Consider the following 15,124-nt stretch of genomic DNA (forward strand, 5'->3'; position numbering starts at 1 on the left):
CCCTGCGTCGAATGAGCATCGAAGCGCTTCGAAAGCGCCTCGCCGCTCCATCGCAAGGGGAACGCCACGTGACCGCACAAACGCCGCCTACGCCGCCTTTCCGCGATTCGCGCCTGCCGTTCGCGAAGCGCATCGACGATCTGCTGGCGCGGCTCACGCCGGACGAGAAGGTCTCCTTCCTGCACCAGTTCGCGCCCGCCGTGGAGCGCCTGGGCATCGCCGCCTTCCGCACCGGCCAGGAGGCCCTGCACGGGGTCGCCTGGATGGGCCCGGCGACGGTGTTCCCGCAGGCGGTGGGGCTCGGCGCGACCTGGAACACCGATCTCGTACGACGGGTCGGCGAGGCCGTGTCCAAGGAGGTCCGGGCGATGCGCGCCCGTGACGACCGTGTCGGCCTCAACGTGTGGGCCCCGACGGTGAACCTGCTGCGCCACCCGCTGTGGGGCCGTAACGAGGAGGGCTACTCGGAGGACCCGAAGCTGACCTCCGCCATCGCCACCGCCTACACCCGCGGGCTGCGCGGCGACCACCCGGTGTACTGGCGCACCGCTCCCGTCCTGAAGCACTGGCTGGCCCACAACAACGAAACGGACCGGGCCACTTCCTCCTCCTCGGTCCGTCCGCGCGTGCTGCGCGAGTACGACCTGCGCGCCTTCGAGGAGACCGTCGGGGCCGGCGGGGTGGCCGGGGTGATGCCCGCGTACAACCTGGTCAACGGCCGCCCCAACCACGTCTCCCCGTACCTGCGCGAGCCGTTGCGCACCTGGACCGACGAGGAGCTGCTGGTCTGCTCGGACGCCGGCGCGCCCTCCAACCTGGTCGACCACGAGCACTACTTCGACACCCATGAGGAGGCCACCGCGGCCGCCCTGCTGGCCGGTGTCGACAGCTTCACGGACCACGGCACGGACCCCTCGGAGATCATCGCGCGCGTCCAGGGGGCGCTGGACCGGGGCCTGTTGACGGAGGCCGACATCGACACGGCGGTCCGCCGCCAGCTCTCGGTGCGGTTCCGGCTCGGCGAGTTCGACCCGGACGACGACCCGCACCGGCCCACCGCGGAGTCCGCGGAGTTCGACACCCCGGCGCACCGGGCCCTCGCCCAGGAGGCGGCGGAGCAGGCGGTCGTCCTCCTCAAGAACGACGGCGACCTGCTGCCGCTCGCCCCCGACACCCGGCTCGCCGTGGTCGGGCTGCTCGCCGACGAGTGCAAACTCGACTGGTACAGCGGCACCCTGATCCACCGAGCCACCCCGCTGGAGGGTCTGTACGAGCGGTTCGGGGCGCAGCGCGTGGAGTTCGCGGAGGGCGTGGACCGGGTCCGGCTGGGGCTCGCGGACGGCACGTTCCTGCACGTCCCCGCCGCCCCCGAGGCCGGCGACGAGGCGCGCGGCGCGGCGGGCGCCCTGGATCCGGCGCTGCTCGCGGGCCGCACCGACCTCCCGCCGCTCACGGCCGACGCCACCGGCACCGAGTTCGCGCTCGTCGACTGGGGCGAGGGGGTGCTGACGCTGCGCGCCCCGGACGGCCGCTACCTCTCGGTCGCCGACGACGGTCTCGTCCGCGCCGCCGCGGACCAGCCCGGCGGCTGGGTCGTCCAGGAGACGTTCCGCCTGGAACCCCACGAGAACGGTCACCTCCTCCGGCATCTCGGCACGGGTCGACACGTCTGGGTCGCCGCCGACGGCGTGCGGGTTGCCGCCGAGAACGCGTCGGTCTTCGAGTTGATCATCGTCGAACGCGGCGAGGAAGCCGTCGCCAGGGTGGCCGCCGCGGCCGACGCGGTCCTGGTCGTCGCGGGCAACGACCCGCACATCAACGGCCGCGAGACCGAGGACCGTACGACCCTGGCCCTGCCCCCGCACCAGGAGCGCCTGCTGCGCGCCGCCCGCGCCGCGAACCCGCGGACCGTGCTGGCGCTGACCTCCGCCTACCCCTACGCGGTGGAGCCGGCCCGGCTGCCGGCCGTGCTCTGGACGGCCCACGGCGGCCAGGCGGCCGGCACCGCGCTCGCCCGGGTCCTGGCCGGCGACGTCTCCCCCGCCGGACGCCTCCCGCAGACCTGGTACGCCACCGACGCCGACCTGCCGGGTCTCCTCGACTACGACGTCCTCGGCTCCCGCCAGACCTACCTCTACTTCGAGGGGACCCCGCTCTTCCCGTTCGGACACGGCCTGTCCTACGCGTCCTTCTCCTACGCCGACCTGACGGCAGAGGTCCGCGACGGGGCGCTGCGCGTCTCCTGCACGATCACCAACACGGGTGACGTGACGGCCGACGAGGTTCCCCAGCTCTACGGCCGCGCCGTCGAACCCTCCGTGGTCCGCCCGCGCCGCGAGCTCCTCGACCACCGCCGGCTCACCCTGTCCCCCGGCGAACGCACCGGCGTGAGCTTCGAGGTCCCGCTCTCCGCACTGGGGTTCTGGGACGTGACGCGCGGCGCCCACCGCGTGGAGCCGGGTCCGTACGACGTGCTGGTGGGCGCGTCCAGCGAGGACATCAGGCTGCGTACGACGCTGGTCCTGGACGGCGAGCGGGCCACACCGCGGCCGGTGGCCGAACACGGCCTGGACGCGGCCGACTTCGACGAGCAGTCGGGCATCGCGATCGTGGACCGTACGCGGACGGAGGGCGACGCGGTCACGCCCGAGGACGCCGGCGCCGGTGAACTCGTCTACCGGGAATGCGACTTCGGCGCCGGGGTGACGGGCGTACGGGCGCTGGTCGCGGGCGGGGGAACCCTGGAACTGGCCCTGGACGGCGGCCCGCCGCGGGCCGCACTGCACCTGGGCGAGCCGACCGCGGACGCGTACACCTACGTCACGCTCACCGCGGACCTCGTCGCCGAGGGCGTCCACGACCTCCGCCTCGGACTGCGCGGCCCCCTGCGGCTCGCGCGCGTCGACTTCTCCGGTTGAGGGTCCGGAGGGGCCGACACCACGGCCGGAGCCCCCGCACAGCGGGCTCCGGCCGTGGTGGTCGTCGGGAGTGGATCAGAGTGCGAGACCGGTGAGGACCAGGACCCGCTCGTAGGTGTAGTCGTCCATCGCGAACCTGACGCCCTCGCGGCCGACGCCGGACTGCTTGACGCCGCCGTACGGCATCTGGTCGGCGCGGTAGGAGGGGACGTCACCGATGATCACGCCGCCGACCTCGAGGGCGCGGTGGGCGCGGAAGGCGGTCTGCACGTCGTGGGTGAAGACACCCGCCTGGAGGCCGTACTTGGAGTCGTTGACGGCGGCGAAGGCCTCGGCCTCGCCGTGCACCTTCTGCACGGTCAGGACCGGTCCGAAGATCTCCTCGCAGGAGACGGTGGTGTCGGCGGGGACGTCCGCGAGGACGGTCGGCGCGTAGCTGGCGCCGTCCCGGTCGCCGCCGGTCAGCAGGGTGGCGCCGTCCTCGACGGCCTCCTTCACCCACGCCTCGACGCGCTCCGCGGCGGCCTCGCTGACCAGCGGGCCGACGTCGGTCTTCGCGTCGGCGGGGTCACCGGTGACCTGGGCCTCGACGGCGGCGACGATACGCGGCAGAAGACGGTCGTACACGGACGCGTCGGCGATCACGCGCTGCACCGATATGCAGGACTGGCCGCCCTGGTAGTTGGAGAAGGTCGCGATGCGGGTGGCGGCCCAGTCGAGGTCGGCGTCGCTCGCGTAGTCGCCGAGGACGACGGCCGCGCCGTTGCCGCCGAGCTCCAGGGTGCAGTGCTTGCGCGGCACCGAGTCCATGATCGAGTAGCCGACCTTCTCGGAACCGGTGAACGAGATGACCGGGAGGCGCTCGTCCTGGACGAGGGCGGCCATCTTGTCGTTGGCGACCGGGAGGATCGACCAGGAGCCGGCCGGCAGCCCCGTGGTCTCGGCGAGCAGGTCGCCGATGATCAGGCCGGACAGGGGGGTGGCCGGGGCCGGCTTGAGGATGATCGGCGCGCCGGCCGCGATCGCCGGGGCGATCTTGTGGGCGCACAGGTTGAGCGGGAAGTTGAAGGGCGCGATGCCGAGGACGACGCCCTTGGGGAAGCGGCGGGTCAGCGCGAGACGGCCCTGGCCGCCGAGGTCGGTGTCGAGGCGCTGCGCCTCGCCGCCGTTGAACCGGCGGGCCTCCTCGGCGGCGAACCGGAACACGGAGACGGCCCGGCCGACCTCGCCGCGGGCCCACTTGATCGGCTTGCCGTTCTCGGCGGAGATCAGCTGGGCGATCTCCTCGGTGCGCTCGGCGAGCCGGCGGCTGACGTGGTCGAGGGCGGCGGCGCGTACGTGGGCGGGGGTGGCGGCGAACTCGTCCCGTACGGCGTACGCGGCGGCGACGGCCTCTTCGACCTGCGCGTCGGTGGGCACGCCGACCCTGCCGACGAGCCGGCCGTCCCAGGGGCTGGTGACGTCGAAGGTGTCCTCGCCGGTGACCTGGCGGCCGGCGAGCCAGAAGGCGGTGGTGGAAGTCATGTGCGGGCCCCGGCCCTTCCGCGTTGGAGGTATGTGCGTTCGCGTCCACGGTAGGTCGGCGCGGGCCCGGGTGCGTTTGTCCGGGGTGTAGTGGTGGAGGGTGGGGGCGCGCCGGTTTGGCAGGGGCGTCCCGGGGGTCAGTCCGCCGAGGTCGCCTTCAGGGCCAGCCAGAGCTCCATCCGTACGTCCGGGTCGTCCAGGGAGCGGCCCAGGATCTCCTCCACCCTGCGCATCCGGTAGCGCAGCGTGTGGCGGTGCACGCCCAGGTCGGCGGCGGCCGCGTCCCACTGGCCGTGCCGGGAGAGCCAGGCGCGCAGGGAGGCGACCAGGTCGCCCCGGCCCGTCGCGTCGTGCTCGCGCAGCGCCCGCAGCAGACCGTCCGCGAACGCCTTCACCGCGTCGTCGGCGAGCAGCGGCAGCACCGACCCCGACGCCAGCTGCTCGTGCTCGACCAGCACGCGGCCCCGGCGCCGGGCCACGGACAGCGCCTGCTCGGCCTGCTTGTAGGCGGCCGCCGCGCCGGTCGGGCCGGAGGGCGCGGAGAGGCCCACCACCAGCTCGTCGTCGTCGGCCGCCTGTTCCGCCGCCGTCCGCGCCGCCTCGCGGGCCGCCGCGTACTCCCCGTACGCCGTGACCGCCGCGCCCCCGTCCGCGGCCAGCACCACCAGCCGCCCCTCGCCCTCGGGCACCACCAGCACCGCCTCCCCGGAGCGGGCCGCGGCCGACTCGACCGCCTCGGTGAGGCCGGCCAGCAGTTCACCGCCGGCGTCCGCGACGATCATCCGGAACGGTGCGTCGAGCAGCCGGCCGTAGAGGTCCCCGGCGACGGCCCGGGCGTGGTCCGGCTGACCGGCGAGCAGCATCCGCAGCACCGCCGCCCCGACCCGCTGCTCGGCCGCGTGCAGCGAACGGGAGCGTTCCGTCGTGAGGGTGAGCAGGGCGATCGCGGAGTGGACGGCATAGCGCTCGGCCGTGCCCAGCGCCGCGGCCGTGCCGACCGCCAGGGCCGCCCGCGGGCGGCGGCCGGTGCCGAGGGAGTGCAGTTCGACCCGGTCCTCGTTGTCGGGGCCGCCCACCACGGAGGACGCCGGGGCCGGGCGTTCCCTGAGGCGTTCCACCTCCGGGGTCAGGCGGGCCGCCCTGCGCCCCGCCCACTCCGGTGCGGTCGCCACCACGGCGCCCGAGGCGTCGTAGAGCGCCGCCCAGCCGTCCACCTGCGCCGCGAGCGCGGCCAGCAGGCCCTCGGGGCCGGCGTTCAGGGCCTGCCTGGTCAGCTCGCGCTGGGCGGCGAAGCCCGCGGTCACCGCCCGGTACTGGTCGGCGGCGATCGCCGCAGAGACCGCCTTGCTGATGGCGAGGAAGGGGGTGCGGCGCGGTACCTCCAGGAGGGGCAGCCCCTCCTGCCGCGCCGCGTCGACCAGGGCCTCGGGGATCTCGTCGTAATTGACCCCGACCGCGAAGCCGAGACCCACCACGCCCGCTCCCACCAGGCGTTTCACATACCGCCGCATCGCCTGCGGATCCTCCGCGTCCAGCTTGAGCGCGGTGATCAGGAGCAGTTCCCCGCCCTCCATGTACGGCACCGGGTCGGCGAGTTCGCTGACATGCGCCCAGCGCACGGGCACGTCGAGGCGGTCCTCGCCCGCGCGCACGGTCAGTTTGAGCGCGGAGTGATGGACGAGCGAGGCGAGCGTCGGTGGCATGAGGCCGTCAGATCTTCTCTTCGTCGTGGACGGAGGCGGCCTGCGCGGCGGCAGGGAGCTTTGGCCGTCGCGTATGAACGGCCACTGTCGATTCTGCCTCACTGTACGGTCACCCGTACGTCCTTGTTCACCCCCGGCCGCCGCTCCTCAGGTCCACCAGCAGGGGCGGCGCGTGTTCGCCCTTGACGGTCGTCAGGGAGAGGACCGCGTGGCCGGCGGGCACCCCGTGCGCCAGTTCGGAGGCGGACCAGCGCTCCCGCTCCACCTGCCGGACGGTGACCGCCCGTGCCGTGGGCGCCTTGCCGGTGATCACCCGGCGCACCACGTGCAGCGCCTTGCCCGCGGGGGTCTCCGCGATGATCTGGCGGTCGGTGACGTCCCGGGTCTCCGTCCACTCCTTGCCCCAGACCTCGGCGAAGTCCTGTCCGTCCCAGGGGGTGAGGCCGGCGAAGGCCATCCGGCAGCCGGTGGCGCCGAGCAGCGGACCGCGCAGCGGCCGGGGCACGTCGTCGAGGGTGCGGAGGGTCAGCGCGACGCCCGCGTTCGTCGAACGCAGCCGCTGGACGGCGCGCACCGCCTCGGGGGTGACCACGCCCGTCGCGTCGTCCAGGAGCAGGCAGGCGAAGAGCGAGCGGTCGTCCCGTACCGTCACGCTCGCCGTGAACTGGGCGAGCACCAGCCGGGCCAGGATCCGGGAGGCGTCGGCGTGGCCGCGCTCGGGCAGGTCGATACGGACCCGGACCGGGTGGTCGAGGGCCTTGAGGGAGAACGGGCGGGTCTGCCCGGAGGTGTCGAAGAAGCCGGCGAAGGCGGGGCGGTCGAGCAGCGCGATGCGGTCGGCGAGGACCGCGCCGACGTCGCCCGGGTGGCCCATCTGCCGTTCCCGCGCGTCGAGTTCGCGCAGCAGGGACTCGTGGCCCGTGACCGTCAGCGCCTTGCGGAGCGCGGCCAGCGGGCCGGCCGCTCCGTCCAGCAGCTGACGGAGTTCGGGCACGGACGGGAAACGGCCGTGGACCGCCTTGAAGGGGCCGAGCAGCTGGGCGAGGACGGTGGTGGAGCGGCGGCTGTCGCTGCCGGGATGCGGGTCGGCGAGGTCGCCGACGAGGGCCTCGGCGAGTATGGCGGCGGCCTCGTCGGGGTCGGTGGTGCCGCCGTACAGGTCGAGGTCGTAGACGGAGTCGGGGTGGGCGATGCGGACGACGACGTCGTAGGAGTCGGCCGGTCCCAGTCCCGCGCCGGCCGCGCCGACGACGACCACGGAGGCGCGGCCGGCGAGCGCGTGCAGGCACAGCGACTCGGCGAGCGGGCGGACCAGGGAGCCGGTCTTGCCGGAGCCGGCCGGGCCGACGGCGAGCAGCGAGGTGCCGAGCAGCTCGGGGCCGAGGGCGAGGCCGGTGCCGCGGTAGTGGTACGGGTTGCGGGGGTCGTCGGCCGTGGTGCCGAGCCGGACCTGGCCGGTGACCAGGTCGTGCCGGGCGTGCCTGGCGGGCAGGTCGCGCTCGCCGGAGGGGTGTGCGCAGGCGGCGGCGCCGTCCTTGACGACGGCGGCGGAGAAGGCGGCCAGGCCGTGCCGGCCGCTCTGCACGCCCTGCCAGGCGCGGGCGATCCGGGCATGGTCCACGTCCCGCATCAGCCCGCCCCGGGCCTCCCCGGCCAGCCGCTCGGCAGCCTCGTACGCACCGGCCGCGCGGAGATGGGGCCATTCCGCGGGATCCTCCGCCGGCGTCAGGGGCTCATGATGCGACACCGCAGGCTTTACACGGGGTGCCACAAAACGCCTCCACACCTCTCCCCACCTGCCGAGTTTCCCCACCACGGCCATGATGGCAATGGCAACAAGGTACTCATAACCCTTGTAGACGAGTGGTGTGAAGGTCGGTCCCAGCTTGCTGTGACCACCCTGCCAGGAGTCGGGGACGAGCAGCCGGAACGGCAGGCCCCACCACATACCCAGATAGCCGTGCGTCAGCAGCGACCAGATGAGCCACCCCACCAAGAAGGCGATCAAGGCGCCGCTGAGCAGCTGCCGCGTGGGCAGTTCGTCGGGTTCTTCCTTCAACCGCGCCCGGTACCCGAACCGCCACACCCCCGGGGCCGCCTCCGGGCGGGGGGTGCGGAGCCAGCTGAGGAAGGCCGAGCCGTCCGGCAGCGGAGGCACCGTCGGCGGCGCCGTCGGCCGCGGCGGCACCGCGGCGGCACCGGCCGGCACGGCGGACGCCTCGGCCGGCACCGCGCCCGCGTCCTGCGGCCCCGCCGGACGCGGTACAGGATTGGCATGCGTGCCCCGGGCGTCCCGCGTCCCGTCGCTGTCCATCGCTCTCGCTCCCTGACCAGCCGTTCCGTCCACCGTCAGCGGCCAATCTAACGCTCCCACCAAGGGAGTTCACCGCTTACGCGGCCGAGGAGCCCCCCGGCCGGGCCCCGCACCTCCCCCTTCACTATGTCCACCACGGACAACGTCACCCGCCGACAACGCCCACATGGAGCATGCCCACCCTCCACACCCGGCCCTAGCCTGCGAAGAAAGAAGGAAAGCGTCCGAAAACGCACCACCGGAGTCACCGGGGGGAACACTCGGTTCGCAGCCCGGAACGCACCGGTTCGCACGATTCATCAGGGAGCCCTCATGACCGCACTTCCGCAGGAGCGCCGCGTCGTCACCGCCATCCCCGGCCCCAAGTCGCAGGAGCTGCAGACCCGCCGTCTCGCCGCGGTCGCGCAGGGCGTCGGTTCCGTGCTGCCGGTGTTCACCGCGCGCGCGGGCGGCGGCATCATCGAGGACGTCGACGGCAACCGCCTGATCGACTTCGGTTCCGGTATCGCGGTGACCAGCGTGGGCGCCTCCGCCGAGGCCGTCGTACGCCGGGCGAGCGCACAGCTGGCTGACTTCACCCACACCTGTTTCATGGTCACGCCGTACGAGGGGTACGTCGAGGTGGCCGAGGCGCTCGCCGAGCTGACCCCCGGCGACCACGCGAAGAAGAGCGCGCTGTTCAACTCCGGCGCCGAGGCCGTCGAGAACGCCGTCAAGATCGCGCGTGTGTACACCAAGCGGCAGGCCGTGGTCGTCTTCGACCACGGTTACCACGGCCGCACCAACCTCACCATGGCGCTGACGTCGAAGAACATGCCGTACAAGAACGGCTTCGGCCCGTTCGCGCCCGAGGTGTACCGCGTTCCGGTGGCGTACGGCTACCGCTGGCCCACCGGCCCGGAGAACGCCGGTCCGGAGGCCGCCAAGCAGGCCATCGACCAGATCAGCAAGCAGATCGGCGCGGACAACGTGGCCGCGATCATCATCGAGCCGGTGCTCGGCGAGGGCGGCTTCATCGAGCCCGCGAAGGGCTTCCTGCCGGCGATCAGCCAGTTCGCGAAGGACAACGGGATCGTCTTCGTCGCGGACGAGATCCAGTCCGGGTTCTGCCGTACGGGTCAGTGGTTCGCGTGTGAGGACGAGGGCATCGTCCCCGACCTGATCACCACCGCCAAGGGCATCGCGGGCGGTCTGCCGCTGGCCGCCGTCACCGGCCGCGCCGAGATCATGGACGCCGCCCACGCGGGCGGCCTCGGCGGCACCTACGGCGGCAACCCGGTCGCCTGCGCCGGTGCGCTCGGCGCCATCGAGACGATGAAGGAGCTCGACCTCAACGGCAAGGCGAAGGCCATCGAGGCGATCATGAAGCCGCGCCTGACCGCCATGGCCGAGAAGTTCGACGTCATCGGTGACGTGCGCGGCCGGGGCGCGATGATCGCCATCGAGCTGGTCAAGGACCGCGCCACCAAGGAGCCGAACCCGGAGGCGACCGCCGCCCTCACCAAGGCCTGCCACCAGGAGGGCCTGCTGGTCCTGACCTGTGGCACCTACGGCAACGTGCTGCGCTTCCTGCCCCCGCTGGTGATCGGCGAGGACCTCCTCAACGAGGGCCTCGACATCATCGAGCAGGCCTTCGCGCGGATCTGAGCCACAGGGTTCCCGCAGTCGGCTCCAAGGGTCTCGAACCCTTGTGCCGCACCGGCCCCACCCCTCCCACCTGGTGTGATGCGGGAGGCCGGGGCGGCGGCCGTCAGGCCGTGTGAAGAACGTGTGCGAGGTGGATGACGGGACCCGATTCTGCCTGTCGCCGCACCGCCCCCTGCCGTAGGTTCTACCCAGATGAGAGATACACCCCGCCCACAGGGGACTGTGGGCGATCTCAGGCCGGGGCCTCCCCAGCTTCGACCTGGTCGTGCCCTCGCGCACACAACCGGGGCCTCCGGCTCCGGATCTCCTCACCGATCGGACGGTCGCCCGCCCCAAACCCCCCGGGGCGTGCGGCGTTCCGATCCGGACGGCCGCCCCGGAACCACCCCCCCTGTTCCGGGGCGGCCGACCTCCTTCCTTCTCCTTCTCCTCACAGGACTCGTGGCCCTGCCGGCCGTCCTGTTCGCGCTGATCACCTGGCAGGTCGTGGCGCACGGCCCCCTGCTGCGCCTGGACAGCCGCCTGAGCGGCGCACTCGTCCACCCGGACCGGTTCTCCGAACTCCTCTCCGACCTCGGGAACGTCCAGGTCGCGGTCCCGGTCCTGGTGGTCGTCCTCGCCCACGTCGCCCGGCGCGGCCGTGCCACCGGTACAGACCGCTGGTGGCTGCCGCCGGCCGCGGCCGCCGTCCTGATGGCCCTGGTCCCCGCGGTCGTCGTCCCCCTCAAGGAGTGGACCGCCCGGCCGGGGACACCGGTGGTGCCCCCGGCGGTCGGCTACTTCCCCTCGGGTCACACGACGACGGCGGCGATCGCGTACGGCTCCGCGACCCTGGTCCTCCTCCCCTGGCTGGCCTCCGCGAGAGCCCGCCGGCTGACCGTCGGGATCTGCGCGGCCCTGGTCCTCGGCGTCTCCTACGGCCTGGTCCGCCGCGGCTGGCACTGGCCGCTGGACGTGGTGGCGGCCTGGTGCCTGGGCACGGTCATGCTGACCGCCCTGACGCTGCTGCTCAGCCGAAGTAGGCGTCGAAGTTCTTCTGGAACTCCCAGTTCGAGTAGCGGTCCCAGTTGACCGACCAGGTCATCAGGCCACGCAGCGCGGGCCAGGTGCCGTGGGTCGCGTACGAGCCGCAGTTCGCCTTCTTCGTCAGGCAGTCCAGGGCCTTGGTGACCTCGGCCGGGGCCACGTAGCCGTTGCCCGCGTTGACCGAGGCCGGCATGCCGATCGCGATCTGGTCCGGGCGCAGCGGCGGGAAGACGTTGTTGGCGTCACCCGCCACCGGGAACCCGGTGAGCAGCATGTCGGTCATGGCGATGTGGAAGTCGGCGCCGCCCATGGAGTGGTACTGGTTGTCGAGGCCCATGATCGAGCCCGAGTTGTAGTCCTGGACGTGCAGCAGGGTCAGGTCGTCGCGGAGGGCGTAGATGACCGGGAGGTACGCCCCGCAGCGCGGGTCCTGGCCGCCCCACTTGCCGGTGCCGTAGTACTGGTAGCCCATCTGCACGAAGAAGGTCTCGGGTGCCATGGACAGCACGAACTTCGAGCCGTACTTCGCCTTCAGGGTCTTCAGGGCCGAGATCAGGTTCACGATCACCGGGGTGGTCGGGTTCCTGAAGTCGGTGTCGCTCGCGTCCAGGGAGAGCGAGTGGCCCTCGAAGTCGATGTCCAGGCCGTCCAGTCCGTAGGTGTCGATGATGTTCGACACCGAGGAGACGAAGGTGTCGCGGGCGGCGGTGGTGGTCAGCTGCACCTGGCCGTTGGCGCCGCCGATGGAGATCAGCACCTTCTTGCCGGCCGCCTGCTTGGCCTTGACCGCCGCCTTGAAGTCGGCGTCGGACTCGACGTTCGGGCACTCCGTCACCGGGCAGCGGTTGAAGCGGATGTCCCCGGAGGTGGTGGAGGTCGGCTCACCGAAGGCCAGGTCGATGACGTCCCAGCTGTCCGGGACGTCGGCGAGCCGGGTGTAGCCGGAGCCGTTGGCGAAGGAGGCGTGCAGGTAGCCGGCCAGGGCGTGGGTGGGCAGGCCGGTGGAGCCGCCGGAGGAGCCGGTGGTGGTCGTGGCGGTCACCGCGGCCGACTTCGGTGACTCCCCCGCTGCGTTCACGGCGGTGACCTGGAAGCTGTACGCCGTCGCGGCGGAGAGCCCGCTCACGGTGGCCGAAGTCCCGGTCACCGTCTGGACCTTGGTCCCGTCCCGGTAGACCGCGTAACCGGTGGCACCGGTGACCGCGGTCCAGGAAAGGGCCACGCTGGAGGAGGTGATCGTGCCGGCCTTCAGGCCGGCGGGCGCGGCGGGCGGCTGGCCCGTGGAGCCCCCCGGGCCCACCAGTGAGACGTCGTCGGCGTAGTAGGCGCCGGTGCCGTACCAGCCGTGGGTGTAGATCGTCACCCTGGTCGTCGAGGCGCCGGTGGTGAAGGTGGTGGTGAGCTTCTGCCAGTCGGGGGCGGACTGGGTCCAGGTGGAGACGTCGGTGGTGCCGGTGCCGCTCGCGCCCAGGTAGACGTAGGAGCCGCGGACGTAGCCGGACAGGGTGTACTGCGCACCCGGCTGCACGGTCACCGTCTGCGCGCACTGGGCGTAGTCGCTGCCGGCCGGGGTGGCCTGGAGCGCCGAGCCGCCGCTGTGCACGGGCGAGCCGACCGTCGTGGCCGCCGTACAGCTCCAGCCGCTCAGGCCGGACTCGAAGCCGCCGTTGACGACGAGGTCCGCGTCGGCCGCACGGGCGGCCGACGAGAGCGCGGTGACACCGGGCAGAGCCAGCAACAGAGCCGTGAGCAGGGTGAGAAAAGGTCTCGCGCGAACCACAAGTGCCTCCGAACATGGGGGATTTGGAGGATGCGACCGCACACAACTTGGTCCAGACCAATTCACTTGTCAAGGCCACAGCAACGGTCTGCCAGACGGCAAGGACAGCGCCCCGTCGGGGGCGCTGGGGGTACCCCCGGCCGGAGGCTGGGGGAGGAACTGCGCGACCAGCCACGACGCCGCCGCAGCCGACCGAGCACAGCAACGCCTATTCGTCGGCCAAGCCGGCGGCAGCCTCGTGCATGGCCAGCTCCAGCAACGCCGGATCCGTCAGCGTCCCCGATCCGTCCGGCGCCACCAGCCAGCGCACACCACGGGTCGCCCGCCCGGGGTACGGCACCACGATCCAGGTACCGGCACCCGCCGTCCTGATCCCCGTGCCGAGCCACCGCGCGGCCGTTCCCGGCGGCACGAAGAACCCCACCCGGTTGTCCCCGAAGTCGACCAGCACGGGCCCCGGCTGGTCGAGGACGCGGGTGAGCACGTCAAGGGTGGGATAGCCGAGCCCGCCCGGCAGGATCAGCACGTCCCAGGCCCGGCCGGCGGGCAGCAGCGCGACCCCCAGGGGGTTGCGCTCCCACTCCCGCCGGCAGGACTCGGGGTCCGGTGCGACGGATGCCAGCCACTCGACCGCCGTCTTCGCCCCAGTCATCAAGAAGACCTCCCGATCCGCTCGCGGACGCGGGTGTCGCGTCCACGAGGAGAGAGGGAGGTCCTCCAGGGGCATTACGCGGGTTTGGCCGCCTTTTTCAAGTGACCTGGATCACATGCCGGGCGGTCAGCTGTCGAAGCCGAGACCCAGCCGGTCCATCGCCCTGAGCCACAGGTTCCGGCGCCCGCCATGCGCGTCCGCGCGGGCCAGGGACCACTTGGTGAGGGCGATGCCCGTCCAGGCGAACGGCTCGGGCGGAAACGGCAGCGGTTTCTTGCGGACCATCTCCAGGCGGGTGCGCTCGGTCTCCTCCCCCGCCAGCAGGTCCAGCATGACGTCGGCGCCGAAGCGGGTCGCGCCGACGCCGAGACCGGTGTACCCGGCCGCGTACGCCACCTTCCCCTGGTGCGCGGTGCCGAAGAACGCCGAGAAACGGGAGCAGGTGTCGATCGCGCCGCCCCAGGCGTGGCTGAAGCGGACGCCCTCCAGCTGCGGGAAGCAGGTGAAGAAGTGCCCGGCGAGCTTGGCGTACGTCTCCGGACGGTCGTCGTACTCGCGGCGGACCCGGCCGCCGTAATGGTGGATCGCGTCGTAACCGCCCCACAGGATGCGGTTGTCGGCGGAGAGCCGGAAGTAGTGGAACTGGTTGGCGGAGTCCCCGAGGCCCTGCCGGTTCTTCCAGCCGATCGCGCCGAGCTGCTCGGCGGTGAGCGGTTCGGTCATCAGGGCGTAGTCGTAGACCGGGACGGTGTAGGCGCGGACCCGCCTGACCAGGTTCGGGAAGATGTTGGTGCCGAGCGCGACCTGCCGGGCACGGATCGCCCCGTAGGGCGTGCGTACGGCCATGCCGGCGCCGTACGCCTTCAGGTCGAGGGCGGGCGTGTGCTCGTACACCCGGACGCCGAGCGCGAGGCAGGCCTGCTTGAGGCCCCAGGCGAGCTTGGCCGGGTTGAGCATGGCCACGCCCCGCCGGTCCCACAGTCCGGCCTCGAAGGTGGGGGAGGCCACCTGGGCGCGCACCGCGTCGGCGTCGAGGAACTCGATGTCGTCCGCAAGGCCCCGCCGTTCCAGCTCCTTGTGCCAGTCGCGCAGCTCCCAGGCCTGGTAGGTCTCGGTGGCGACGTCGATCTCGCCGGTGCGCTCGAACTCGCAGTCGATGCCGTGCCGGGCGACGGCGGCCTCGATCTCGTCGAGGTTGCGCCGGCCCAGCTCCTCCAGGCGGTAGATCTCCTCGGGCCAGCGGGCCAGCCCGTTGGGCAGCCCGTGGGTGAGGGAGGCGGCACAGAAGCCGCCGTTGCGGCCCGAGGCGGCCCAGCCCACCTCGTGGCCTTCCAGCAGGACCACCTCGCGCCCCGGATCGCGCTCCTTGGCGTTGAGCGCGGTCCACAGTCCGCTGTAGCCACCGCCCACGACCAGCAGGTCGCAGATGTCGGCGCCGGTGAGCGCGGGCTCGGGGTGGGGCTTGCCGGGGTCTTCGAGCCAGTACGCGACCGGCTGTGCTTCAGAAAGAGACCTGGTCCAATCTGCCTGACGGCTCATGGCGCTCGGGGCCATGATTTT

At 72.5% G+C, this 15,124-nt stretch carries 9 protein-coding genes; 3 read left to right on the top strand and 6 right to left on the bottom strand.

The window, feature by feature from the left end; genetic code table 11:
* Positions 1-68 precede the first annotated feature (68 nt).
* Positions 69-2,918, top strand: a complete 2,850-nt coding sequence (locus tag MB828_RS11120) for a glycoside hydrolase family 3 protein (protein ID WP_301648007.1) — start codon at positions 69-71, stop codon at positions 2,916-2,918.
* A gap of 75 nt (positions 2,919-2,993) precedes the next feature.
* Here MB828_RS11120 and MB828_RS11125 read toward each other — a convergent pair whose 3' ends face one another.
* The 3 genes from MB828_RS11125 to MB828_RS11135 form a co-directional block, all read right to left on the bottom strand.
* Positions 2,994-4,442: an aldehyde dehydrogenase family protein gene (locus MB828_RS11125; protein ID WP_133027367.1), complete on the bottom strand. Its 1,449-nt coding sequence runs from the start codon at positions 4,440-4,442 to the stop codon at positions 2,994-2,996.
* 137 nt (positions 4,443-4,579) lie between these two features.
* On the bottom strand, positions 4,580-6,145 hold the full coding sequence (locus MB828_RS11130) for a PucR family transcriptional regulator (protein WP_301648008.1): 1,566 nt from the start codon (positions 6,143-6,145) through the stop codon (positions 4,580-4,582).
* A gap of 127 nt (positions 6,146-6,272) precedes the next feature.
* Positions 6,273-8,459 (bottom strand): ATP-binding protein, encoded by a 2,187-nt coding sequence (locus MB828_RS11135; RefSeq protein WP_301648009.1) that lies wholly within the window; start codon positions 8,457-8,459, stop codon positions 6,273-6,275.
* Between the two features lie 312 nt (positions 8,460-8,771).
* On the opposite strand from MB828_RS11135, the gene gabT reads away from it, so the two are divergent.
* Together gabT and MB828_RS11145 are read left to right on the top strand one after the other, a co-directional pair.
* Positions 8,772-10,106: a 4-aminobutyrate--2-oxoglutarate transaminase gene (gene gabT, locus MB828_RS11140; RefSeq protein ID WP_301648010.1), complete on the top strand. Its 1,335-nt coding sequence runs from the start codon at positions 8,772-8,774 to the stop codon at positions 10,104-10,106.
* Positions 10,107-10,298: 192 nt separating this feature from the next.
* The gene (locus MB828_RS11145) at positions 10,299-11,177 is read left to right on the top strand and encodes a phosphatase PAP2 family protein (protein WP_301648011.1); all 879 of its coding nucleotides are present in this window, start codon (positions 10,299-10,301) and stop codon (positions 11,175-11,177) included.
* Here the strand turns inward: MB828_RS11145 and MB828_RS11150 are convergent.
* The 3 genes from MB828_RS11150 to MB828_RS11160 all read right to left on the bottom strand — a co-directional run bounded on the left by MB828_RS11150 (position 11,116) and on the right by MB828_RS11160 (position 15,118).
* Positions 11,116-12,912, bottom strand: a complete 1,797-nt coding sequence (locus MB828_RS11150; protein WP_301648012.1) for a chitinase — start codon at positions 12,910-12,912, stop codon at positions 11,116-11,118. The genes MB828_RS11145 and MB828_RS11150 overlap by 62 nt on opposite strands.
* Before the next feature lie 208 nt (positions 12,913-13,120).
* Positions 13,121-13,564 carry a hypothetical protein gene (locus MB828_RS11155; RefSeq protein WP_301648013.1) on the bottom strand — a complete coding sequence of 148 codons (444 nt, stop codon included), beginning with the start codon at positions 13,562-13,564 and terminating at the stop codon, positions 13,121-13,123.
* Between the two features lie 126 nt (positions 13,565-13,690).
* The gene (locus MB828_RS11160; RefSeq protein WP_301648014.1) at positions 13,691-15,118 is read right to left on the bottom strand and encodes an NAD(P)/FAD-dependent oxidoreductase; all 1,428 of its coding nucleotides are present in this window, start codon (positions 15,116-15,118) and stop codon (positions 13,691-13,693) included.
* Between the last annotated feature and the right edge of the window lie 6 nt (positions 15,119-15,124).

Origin of the sequence: Streptomyces arenae (assembly GCF_022343545.1) — a bacterium.
Taxonomy (GTDB): Bacteria; Actinomycetota; Actinomycetes; order Streptomycetales; family Streptomycetaceae; genus Streptomyces; species Streptomyces humi.